The following is a 9296-nucleotide window of genomic DNA, read 5'->3' as shown; positions in this document are numbered from 1 at the left end:
GCGTCGCGGCGGGCGCTCTCGGCCGCCGCACGGGCGCGCTCGGCCTCACGCGCGGCCCGCCGCCGCTGACGTTCCTTGCTCATGACAGTGTCGAGAGCCAGTTCTTCAGCACCTCGGCTCCGGCGTCGCCGGACTTCTCCGGGTGGAACTGCGTCGCGCACAGCGCGCCGTTCTCCACCGCCGCGACGAAGCGCTCCCCGTGCTCGGCCCAGGTCACCAGCGGCGCCTCGAACCGGCCCGGCTCCATCTCCCAGCTCCGGGCGGCGTAGGAGTGCACGAAGTAGAACCGCGTGCCGGTGTCCAGGCCGCGGAACAGCACCGAACCCGCCGGCGCCTCGACGGTGTTCCAACCCATGTGCGGCAGGATCGGCGCGTTCAGCCGCTCGACCGCCCCGGGCCACTCGGCGCAGCCGTCGGTGGTGATGCCGTGCTCGACGCCCTTCTCGAACAGGATCTGCATGCCGACGCAGATGCCCAGCACCGGGCGGCCGCCCGCGAGCCGGCGGCCGATGATCTGCTCGCCGCGGACCCCGCGCAGGCCGCTCATGCACGCGGCGAACGCGCCCACGCCGGGCACGACCAGCCCGTCGGCCTCCAGCGCGGTGTCGAAGTCGGCGGTGACGGTCACCTCCGGGCCGAGCCGGGCGATCGCCCGTTCGGCCGACCGAAGGTTCCCCGACCCGTAGTCCAGGACGGCGATCTTCGGGGACATCAGAGCGCGCCCTTGGTGGACGGGATGCCGTGCGCCCGCGGGTCGTGCGCGCACGCGTCGCGCAGGGCACGGGCCAGCGCCTTGAACTGCGCCTCCACGATGTGATGCGCGTTGCGGCCGTACGGCACGTGGATGTGCAGGCAGATCGCGGCGTTGAAGACGAACGCCTCGAAGATGTGCCGGGTCATGGTCGTGTCGTAGTCGGGCCCGATCATCGGCGCGATGCCCTCGGGCTCGGTGTGCACGAGGTACGGGCGGCCGGACAGGTCCACGGTGACCTGCGCGAGCGTCTCGTCCAGCGGCACGCTCGCGTTGGCGAACCGCTGGATGCCGGACTTGTCGCCCAGCGCCTCGCGGAACGCCTGGCCCAGCGCGATCGCGGTGTCCTCGATCGTGTGGTGGCTGTCGATGTGCAGGTCGCCGGCGGTCTTGACGGTCAGGTCGAACGAGCCGTGCTTGCCGAGCTGGGCCAGCATGTGGTCGAAGAACCCCACACCGGTGGCCACGTCGACCTGGCCGGTGCCGTCGAGGTCGATCTCGACGCTGACCCGGGTCTCCTTGGTGCCCCGCTCGACCCGCCCGGTGCGCCTACCCTGCTCACGTGCCGCAGGAGCGATCATCGACTCTCCTTCAGGGCGGTACGGAAGGCCGCCATCTCCTCGGGGGTGCCCACGCTGACGCGCAGCCATTCCGGCGGGCCGACCTCGCGGATCAGCACGCCACGATCAAGAATGCCCTGCCAGACCCGGCGCCGATCGGGGAACCGGCCGAACAGGACGAAGTTCGCGTCGGAGTCGGCCACCGTGAGGCCTTCGCCGCGCAGCCAGGCGACCAGGGCGTCGCGCTCGTCCCGCAGCGCCTGGACCGCGCCCAGCAGCTCCTCCTGGTGGGCGATCGCGGTGCGCGCGACCGCCTGGGTGACCGCCGACAGGTGGTACGGCAGGCGGACGAGCAGCAGCGCGTCGACCACGGCCGGGTCGGCGGCGAGATAGCCGACGCGCGTGCCCGCCATCGCGAACGCCTTGCTCATCGTGCGGGTGACGATCAGGCGCGGGTTGCCGGGCAGCAGCGACAGCGCGCTCGGCGTGCCCTCGCGCCGGAACTCCGCGTACGCCTCGTCCACGACGACCATGCCCGGCGCGACACGCAGGACCGCCTCGATCGCCTCGAGCGACATCGCCGTGCCGGTCGGGTTGTTCGGCGAGGTGAGGAACACGATGTCGGGCCGGTGCTCCTCGACCGCGGCGACCGCGCGCGCGGCCTCCAGCCCGAAGTCCTCGTCGCGATGGGCGTTGATCCACCTGGTGCCGCTCACCGCGGTGATGATCGGGTGCATGGAGTACGACGGCTCGAAGCCGATCGCCGAGCGCCCCGGGCCGCCGAACGCCTGCAGGATCTGCTGGATGATCTCGTTGGAGCCGTTCGCCGCCCACACCTGCCGCCCGGTGACGCCGTGCCCGAGGTAGTCGGCCAGGTCCTTGCGCAGCTCGACGGCGTCGCGGTCGGGGTAGCGGTTGAGGCCTCCGGCGATGTCCGCGATCGCCGCCGACAGGGCCGCGACCAGCCGCGGCGACGGCGGGTAGGGGTTCTCGTTGGTGTTGAGCCGGACCGGGACGTCGAGCTGGGGCGCGCCGTAGGGCTCCTGCCCGCGCAGGTCCTCGCGGATCGGAAGATCGCTCAGCGAGACGGTGCCGTCGGTCATTCGGGGATCCCCCACTCGAATCTCGCCTTGAGCGCGGCCCCGTGGGCCGGCAGGTCCTCGGCCTCGGCCAGCGTGACGACCCGGCGGGTCGCCTCGGCCAGGGCCGTCTCGCCGTAGTCGACGACGTGGATGCCGCGCAGGAAGGTCTGCACGGACAGCCCGCCGGAGTGGCACGCGCAGCCGCCCGTCGGCAGCACGTGGTTGGAGCCGGCCAGGTAGTCGCCGAGCGACACCGGCGAGTGCGGGCCGACGAAGATCGCGCCGGCGTTGCGCACCCGCGCGGCGACGGCCGCGGCGTCCGCGGTCTGGATCTCCAGGTGCTCGGCGGCGTAGGCGTCGACGACCTTCAGCCCGGCGGCGACGTCGTCCACGAGCACGATGCCCGACTGCCGCCCGGCGAGCGCCTCGGTGATGCGCTCGGTGTGCTTGGTCCGGGTGACCTGAGCGGCGAGCTCGCGCTCGACCGCGTCGGCGAGTCCGGTGGAGTCGGTCACCAGCACCGAGGCGGCGAGCGTGTCGTGCTCGGCCTGGCTGATCAGGTCGGCGGCGACCAGGACCGGGTCGGCGGTGGCGTCGGCGAGGATCGCGATCTCGGTCGGACCGGCCTCGGAGTCGATGCCGATCACGCCCTTGAGCAGCCGTTTCGCCGCGGCGACGTAGATGTTGCCGGGTCCGGTGACCAGGTCGGCCGGCCGGCACTCCTCGGTGCCGTAGGCGAACATCGCGATCGCCTGCGCGCCGCCGACGGCGTACACCTCATCGACGCCGAGCAGCGCGCACGCCGCGAGGATCACCGGGTGCGGCAGCCCGCCGAACTCCCGCTGCGCGGGCGAGGTGACCGCGAGCGAGCCGACACCGGCCTCCTGCGCGGGCACGACGTTCATGACCACGCTGGAGGGGTAGACGGCCCGGCCGCCCGGGACGTACAGCCCGACCCGCTCGACCGGCACCCACCGCTCGGTGACCGTGCCGCCGGGCACGACCTGGGTGGTGACGTCGGCGCGCCGCTGGTCGCGGTGGACCAGGCGCGCACGGCGGACGCACTCCTCGAGCGCGTCGCGCACGGCGGGATCGAGATCGTCGAGGGCGCGGCGGATCTCCTCCGCGGGCACCCGCGCGGACGCCAGGGCGACGCCGTCGAAGCGCTCGGTGTACTCCCGCACCGCCGCGGCTCCGCGATGTCGCACGTCGTCGCAGATCGGCCGGACCTTCGCCAGGGCGGCCTCGACGTCGAGCTCGGCTCGCGGCAGCACGGAGCGCAGGTCGCCGGGCAGGGACCCACGCAGATCGATACGGGATATCACCTGATCAGTCTACGAAGGACGCTCGGCGGCACGGGCGCCGGTCTCAATCATTGAGACCGGATCAACGGAGTTTTCGAGACGTTCACCGCGTTCCGCGCCTGTTCAGGACGGCTCCGCGCGGAGCGTGCCCTCGATCACCGTGACGGCCTCTCCGAGGAGCAGGACGCGGTCGCCCCGCACCTGGACGCGGACGTCGCCTCCGCGCGCCGACGCCTGGTGGGCGCGCAGGTCCGTACGGCCGAGGCGCTCGGCCCAGAACGGCGCCAGCATGCAGTGCGCCGACCCGGTCACCGGATCCTCCGGTACGCCCACGGCCGGGCCGAAGAACCGCGAGACGAAGTCGTAGGAGGAGTCCGGCGCCGTGACGCAGATCCCCCGGGCGTCGTAGCCGCGGAGCGCGGACAGGTCCGGGGTCAGCGAGCGCACGCTCCCGGCGTCGTCCAGAACCGCCAGAATGTCGTTCTGGACGTTGCGCCCGGTCCAGGACGGCGACGCGCCGAGCACTTCGGCCAGTCCCGCGGGCGGGTCGATCTTCTCCGGCGGGCAGGCCGGGAAGTCCATCACCAGCAGGCCGCCCTCCCGCCGTACGGTCAGGACGCCGCTGTGCAGGGTGGCGAAGCGGATCGGCCGGTCCGCCTGGACGGCGCCCGTCTCGTACAGCACGTGGGCCGCGGCGAGCGTCGCGTGCCCGCACAGGGCGACCTCGACGGCCGGGGTGAACCAGCGGAGCTCGAAGTCGGCGCCGGGGTCCTCGATCGGGCGCGGGAACGCGGTCTCGGACAGGTTCAGCTCCATCGCGACCCGCTGCATCCATGAGGGGTCGGCCGGACCGGCCAGGACGCAGACTCCTGCGGGGTTGCCGGCGAACGGCCGGCCGGTGAACGCGTCGACGACATGGATCCGCATGCCGTCACCGTACGGCGCACCACTCCGGAGGAGAACCGGGAGCCGGCGCGGGTCAGGCTCGCCGGGCGAAGGAGTCGACGCCCGGCTGGTCGTCGTCCGTTTGAGGGGTGGCCGTCTGGGGGGCGCTCGTCTGGGGGGCGTTCGCCACGAAGACGCCCCAGCGCCGCGGCCGGGCCACGACCCAGCCGAGGATGAAACCGACACACAGGCACGCGAGGACGAGGAAGATGAAGTTCAGCCACATGATGGGCCTCCCAGCGGGAGAGCAACCGGCGGTGTCGTCTTCGGCTTCGACCCGCCGGGCCGCGCGCCGTCTGCCCGCGCGGACGGTCCGACGTTAACGCCGCCCTATCCGGTGCTGTGTGCAGGTTGACGCGATCTAGCCCAAGGTGACTAGCGTCACACCACCCGGTGATGGCGCCGCCCGCCCCGACGCCTCTCATGGGAGGGCAGTCGGCCCTGTGGATCACGGCCGGCGCCTTTACATTGTAGATCAGTTACTGGAAGCGGAGATCGCCGAGAGGTCGTACGCTGGCGCGGTGACCGAACGGCTGCCGATCTTCCCGCTGGGGGCCGTGCTCTTCCCTGGGCTCGTCCTGCCCTTGCACGTGTTCGAGGAGCGCTACCGCCTCCTGATGAGCGATCTGCTCGACGGCGAGGAGCCACACCGGTTCGGAGTGGTCTCGATCGAGCTCGGCCACGAGGTCGGCCCCGGAGCCGCCCGCCGGCTCGCCCCCGTCGGCTGCACGGCCGAGATCCGCGACGTCCAGGAGGACGAGGACGGCCGGTACGACGTCGTCACGACCGGCGGCACCCGGTTTCGCATCGAGGACGTCGACGACTCGCTCGCGTACCTGTGCGCCGAGGTGACCCCGCTGCCGGAGGAGGACGGGCCGGGCGCGCAGGACGCGGTCCCGCCGGTGACCGGCCAGTTCCGGCGCTACTGCGACCGGCTCGTCGCGCACGGCGCGCAGGTCGCCGACCTGGACGACCTGCCGACCGAGCCGGGGCCGCTGTCCTACCTCGTGGCGGCCTCGCTGGTCCTGGACCGCACGGACAAACAGCGCCTCCTGCAGGCCGACGACGCCGCGGCGCGGCTGCGGCTGGAGTACGAACTGCTGAGGCGGGAGAATCTTCTGCTCGAGACGTTCCCGACCGTGCCGGCGTCGGAGTTCCTCGGCGGAGGCGTCAGCCCGAATTAAGGAGTCACGGCCGGTGGGTTCGAAGAGGAGCGGCGGCAAGGGCACGCCCGCGACCGTCGCGGCGACCCGCGCCGGGATCGCCTTCACCCTGCATCCGTACGAGACCGACGGCGGTGAGGAGTCCTACGGCGAGGCCGCCGCGGACGCCCTCGGCGTGCCGCACGATCGGCTGTTCAAGACGCTCGTGACCGAGGTCGACGGCGACCTCACCGTCGCGGTGGTGCCGGTGTCGGCCACGCTCGACCTCAAGGCGCTCGCCGGCGCTGCGGGCGGCAAGCGCGCGGCCATGGCCGACCCGGCGGCGGCCGAGCGCGTGACCGGGTACGTCCGGGGCGGCATCAGCCCGCTGGGGCAGCGCAAGAGGCTGCCGACGGTCGTGGACGCCTCCGCGTCAGGGTTCCCGACGATCTACGTCTCCGCCGGGCGGCGGGGCCTGCAGATCGAACTGGCCCCCGCCGACCTGGTCGGCCTGACCGGGGCCGCCACCGCGGACATCGCCCGCGACCGCGCGTGACTCGCGCCGGGCGACGTCCAGGGCCTCGAGCAGCCCGAACACCACGATCGCGATCAGCGGCCAGGCGATCACCACGCCCGCCGCGTGCAGGTCGAGCGCGCCCTTGGCCGCCGTGCCGTCGCGCGCCGTCCGCACCACGTGCTGGAAAGAGGAGCGCCCGATCATGCTGCCGGTCCACCACGCGATGAGCCCGGCGGCGATGCCGCCGACGCCGAGCGCGGCGAGCAGCCCCATCTCGCGCATCCGTCCGGCCAGGACGTAGGCGACGACGCCGCACAGCAGGCCGGCGCAGGCCGTCAGCACGGCGAACCAGCCGTCCGCGGCGATCAGCGTCTGGCTCTCCGGGTCGCCGAGGAGCGCCTTGCCGCCCGCGATCACGTACGTCGTGCGCGGCGCGACCGTGGTCCACAGCAGCCCGGCGGGAGCGCCGAGTACCGCGATCACGAGAGTCGCCGTCACTCCGATCCGAAGCTGGCCGGCCATCCGTACTTCCCCCCGCCTCTCGCCGATGATCGCAGCGTAGCGCCTGACCGGCGCATGGCCTGCCGTAGCTCCATGGCACGGGCCACGCGGAACCCCGCCCGTCGCACGGTTGGGCATGGGGCTCCGGGCGGTCTCTGAGATAGTGTGCCCGCCATGTCTGGATTCAGCCCGGCGTTCGACCGGCTGGGAGCGGCGTACGCGGCGATCGCGGCCCAGCAGCAGGAGGCCCTCGTCGACTTCCTGCCCGCCGCCGACTGGAGCGCCGACCTGGCCACCGGCACGTACACGCAGGGCGAGGTCACGCTGAAGGTCGCTCTTCTCGGCAGCTACGCCGAAGAGAACCGCAGCTGGCTGTGGGGGTGGGCGAACCCGCAGTTCGGCCCCGACCACCCGGCGGTCGTGAACCCGACGGCGATCGGGGCGCGCCTCGCCGTCGCCGAGCTGACCGCACGGGAGCTGGACCTGTCCTGGTACGACGGCCCCGCGCGCAGCGGCGGCGACATCGTGGCGATGGCCACTACCGGTCTGATCGGCTCACCGGGCACGATCCCCGGCAGCTACGAGGGCGGCGTGGCCTACTTCGCCATCCAGGACGCGTCCGCCCCGGTGCCCGGCTGGGACTCCCTGACCGCACCCCGGATGATCACCAGCGGGCTGACGCTCTTCCCGGCCGACCACCGGCTGACGGTCGCGCGGTTCTTCGGCCACCACCGGCTGCCCTTCCGCGAGGACGAGACGTCGATCGTCGCGACGCTGCCCGAGGGCGGCACGTGCGTGGCCGAGTTCGACGGCGAGGACCGGTTCGTCTCCCTGTCGATGGAGTTGGTCGCGCGCTGAGGCGCCGCCGGCGGAAAACCGCTGGACCGTTCCGCGCCGGCGACCGTAATCTGCGTGGCATGTTCGGCATGGCCGCGTTCTGCTCGCCCGCGCACCTCGATGCGCCGGGCGCCGCGGCCGTGCTCTCCGACGGCCTGCGACGCTGACCCTCCTCCGCCCCGTCCTTCGAGAACCCGCGGAGGAGGGTGGCGCGGCGGTCCCCCGGCGGGCCGCCCCGGTTCTCACGTCCACCTCTTCTGACGCGAGGACACATCATGACCAAGCGGTTGTACGAACGCGGCAAGCCGCACCTCAACATCGGCACGATGGGGCACGTCGACCACGGCAAGACCACCCTCACCGCGGCGATCACCGCGGTGCTGGCCCGGCAGGGGCTGGCGAAGGTCGTGCCGTTCGAGGGCATCGACCGGGCCCCGGAGGAGCGGGACCGCGGCATCACCATCAACATCGCGCACGTCGAGTACGAGACGCCGACCCGGCACTACGCCCACGTCGACATGCCCGGCCACGCCGACTACGTCAAGAACATGGTCACCGGCGCGGCCCAGATCGACGGGGCGATCCTGGTCGTGTCCGCGCAGGACGGCGCGATGCCGCAGACCCGCGAGCACGTCGTGCTCGCCCGTCAGGTCGGCGTCCGCCACATCGTCGTCGCCCTCAACAAGGCGGACACGGTCGAGGCCCCTTCGGGGGCGGCGGGGCGTGGCCACGGGGGTGAGGACGCCGAACTGCTGGACCTGGTCGAGCTGGAGGTACGGGAGCTGCTGACGCAGTACGGCTTCCCCGGTGAGGAGATCCCGATGGTCCGGGTGTCCGGCCTGCGGGCGCTCGAGGGCGACCCGTACTGGGTCCGCCGGATCGAGGACCTCCTCGCCGCGGTCGACGCGTACGTGCCGGTGCCGGCGCGGATCCTGGACCGGCCGTTCCTGCTGCCGATCGAGAACGTCCTGACCATCACCGGCCGCGGCACCGTCGTGACCGGAGTGGTCGAGCAGGGCGCGATCCGGCTCGGCGACCACGTCGAGGTCGTCGGCCTGGGCGACACGTTCGCGACGGTCGCGACCGGCCTGGAGACGTTCGGCCAGACCATGGACCACGCCGAGGCCGGCGACAACACGGCCGTACTGCTCCGCGGCGTACGACGCGAGCAGGTGCGCCGCGGTCAGGTCGTGAGCGCGCCGGGCACGATCCGGCCGCACGCGGGGTTCCGCGCCGAGGTGTACGTGCTCGGCACGGACGAGGGCGGCCGCAACGGCCCGTTCTTCAGCGGGTACCGGCCGCAGTTCCACCTGCGGACGACGGACGTGCCCGGCGAGATCGAACTGGACGAGGGCGGCATGGCGCTGCCCGGCGACACGGTCACGATGACCGTGGCCCTGGGCCGCGCGGTGGCACTGGACGAGGGGCTGGGCTTCGCGATCCGCGAGGGCCGCCGCACGGTCGGCGCCGGCACCGTGACCGCCCTGCTCGACTGACCGCGCTTCCGGGGATCCCGCCACGGCGGGATCCCCGGGGTGCGCCAGACCATCCCAACACGGGCCCCACCCACCACGGGCCCCACCCACCGCAGGGCCCTCCCACCGCAGGGCCCTCCCACCGCAGGGCCCTCCCACCGCAAGGCCCTCCCACCGCAAGG

General features: G+C 72.9%; 10 protein-coding genes. 4 read left to right on the top strand and 6 right to left on the bottom strand.

Going from position 1 to position 9296, the window contains the following annotated elements:
• Positions 1–79: 79 nt before the first annotated feature.
• The 6 genes from hisH to ACFFNX_RS32945 all read right to left on the bottom strand — a co-directional run bounded on the left by hisH (position 80) and on the right by ACFFNX_RS32945 (position 4868).
• Positions 80–712 carry an imidazole glycerol phosphate synthase subunit HisH gene (gene hisH, locus ACFFNX_RS32970; RefSeq protein ID WP_378209778.1) on the bottom strand — a complete coding sequence of 211 codons (633 nt, stop codon included), beginning with the start codon at positions 710–712 and terminating at the stop codon, positions 80–82.
• A complete protein-coding gene (gene hisB / locus ACFFNX_RS32965; RefSeq protein WP_378209777.1) occupies positions 712–1332 on the bottom strand; it encodes an imidazoleglycerol-phosphate dehydratase HisB in 621 nt (206 codons plus the stop codon). The genes hisH and hisB overlap by 1 nt, the downstream gene beginning before the upstream one ends.
• Positions 1329–2414 (bottom strand): histidinol-phosphate transaminase, encoded by a 1086-nt coding sequence (locus ACFFNX_RS32960; protein ID WP_378209776.1) that lies wholly within the window; start codon positions 2412–2414, stop codon positions 1329–1331. The genes hisB and ACFFNX_RS32960 overlap by 4 nt, the downstream gene beginning before the upstream one ends.
• Entirely contained in the window at positions 2411–3718 is a 1308-nt protein-coding gene (gene hisD, locus ACFFNX_RS32955; protein WP_378209775.1) for a histidinol dehydrogenase, read from the bottom strand. Before hisD ends, ACFFNX_RS32960 begins: the two co-directional genes overlap by 4 nt.
• Positions 3719–3820: 102 nt before the next feature.
• A complete protein-coding gene (locus ACFFNX_RS32950) occupies positions 3821–4624 on the bottom strand; it encodes a PhzF family protein (RefSeq protein ID WP_378209774.1) in 804 nt (267 codons plus the stop codon).
• A 52-nt stretch (positions 4625–4676) separates the two neighbouring features.
• Positions 4677–4868, bottom strand: a complete 192-nt coding sequence (locus ACFFNX_RS32945) for a hypothetical protein (RefSeq protein ID WP_378209773.1) — start codon at positions 4866–4868, stop codon at positions 4677–4679.
• Positions 4869–5163: 295 nt separating this feature from the next.
• Here ACFFNX_RS32945 and ACFFNX_RS32940 point away from each other — a divergent pair, with 295 nt between their 5' ends.
• From ACFFNX_RS32940 to tuf, 4 genes are all read left to right on the top strand, one after another.
• A complete protein-coding gene (locus ACFFNX_RS32940) occupies positions 5164–5826 on the top strand; it encodes an LON peptidase substrate-binding domain-containing protein (RefSeq protein ID WP_378209772.1) in 663 nt (220 codons plus the stop codon).
• Between the two features lie 13 nt (positions 5827–5839).
• Positions 5840–6340 (top strand): Cys-tRNA(Pro) deacylase, encoded by a 501-nt coding sequence (gene ybaK, locus ACFFNX_RS32935; protein WP_378209771.1) that lies wholly within the window; start codon positions 5840–5842, stop codon positions 6338–6340.
• Positions 6341–6976: 636 nt separating this feature from the next.
• On the top strand, positions 6977–7660 hold the full coding sequence (locus ACFFNX_RS32930; RefSeq protein ID WP_378209770.1) for a DUF6882 domain-containing protein: 684 nt from the start codon (positions 6977–6979) through the stop codon (positions 7658–7660).
• A gap of 254 nt (positions 7661–7914) precedes the next feature.
• Positions 7915–9135, top strand: a complete 1221-nt coding sequence (gene tuf / locus ACFFNX_RS32925) for an elongation factor Tu (RefSeq protein WP_378209769.1) — start codon at positions 7915–7917, stop codon at positions 9133–9135.
• Positions 9136–9296: the final 161 nt, after the last annotated feature.

The sequence above is a fragment of the Actinoallomurus acaciae genome, assembly GCF_042429965.1.
GTDB lineage: Bacteria > Actinomycetota > Actinomycetes > Streptosporangiales > Streptosporangiaceae > Actinoallomurus > Actinoallomurus acaciae.
Note: the sequence above shows the minus strand (reverse complement) of the source record. Positions and strands in the feature narration are given on the sequence as shown.

Coding starts and splice junctions, on each gene's coding strand:
- hisB (WP_378209777.1), bottom strand. CDS start 1,332: ATGATCGCTCCTGCGGCACGTGAGCAGGGTAGGCGCACCGGGCGGGTC.
- ACFFNX_RS32930 (WP_378209770.1), top strand. CDS start 6,977: ATGTCTGGATTCAGCCCGGCGTTCGACCGGCTGGGAGCGGCGTACGCG.
- ACFFNX_RS32960 (WP_378209776.1), bottom strand. CDS start 2,414: ATGACCGACGGCACCGTCTCGCTGAGCGATCTTCCGATCCGCGAGGAC.
- ACFFNX_RS32945 (WP_378209773.1), bottom strand. CDS start 4,868: ATGTGGCTGAACTTCATCTTCCTCGTCCTCGCGTGCCTGTGTGTCGGT.
- hisH (WP_378209778.1), bottom strand. CDS start 712: ATGTCCCCGAAGATCGCCGTCCTGGACTACGGGTCGGGGAACCTTCGG.
- ACFFNX_RS32950 (WP_378209774.1), bottom strand. CDS start 4,624: ATGCGGATCCATGTCGTCGACGCGTTCACCGGCCGGCCGTTCGCCGGC.
- tuf (WP_378209769.1), top strand. CDS start 7,915: ATGACCAAGCGGTTGTACGAACGCGGCAAGCCGCACCTCAACATCGGC.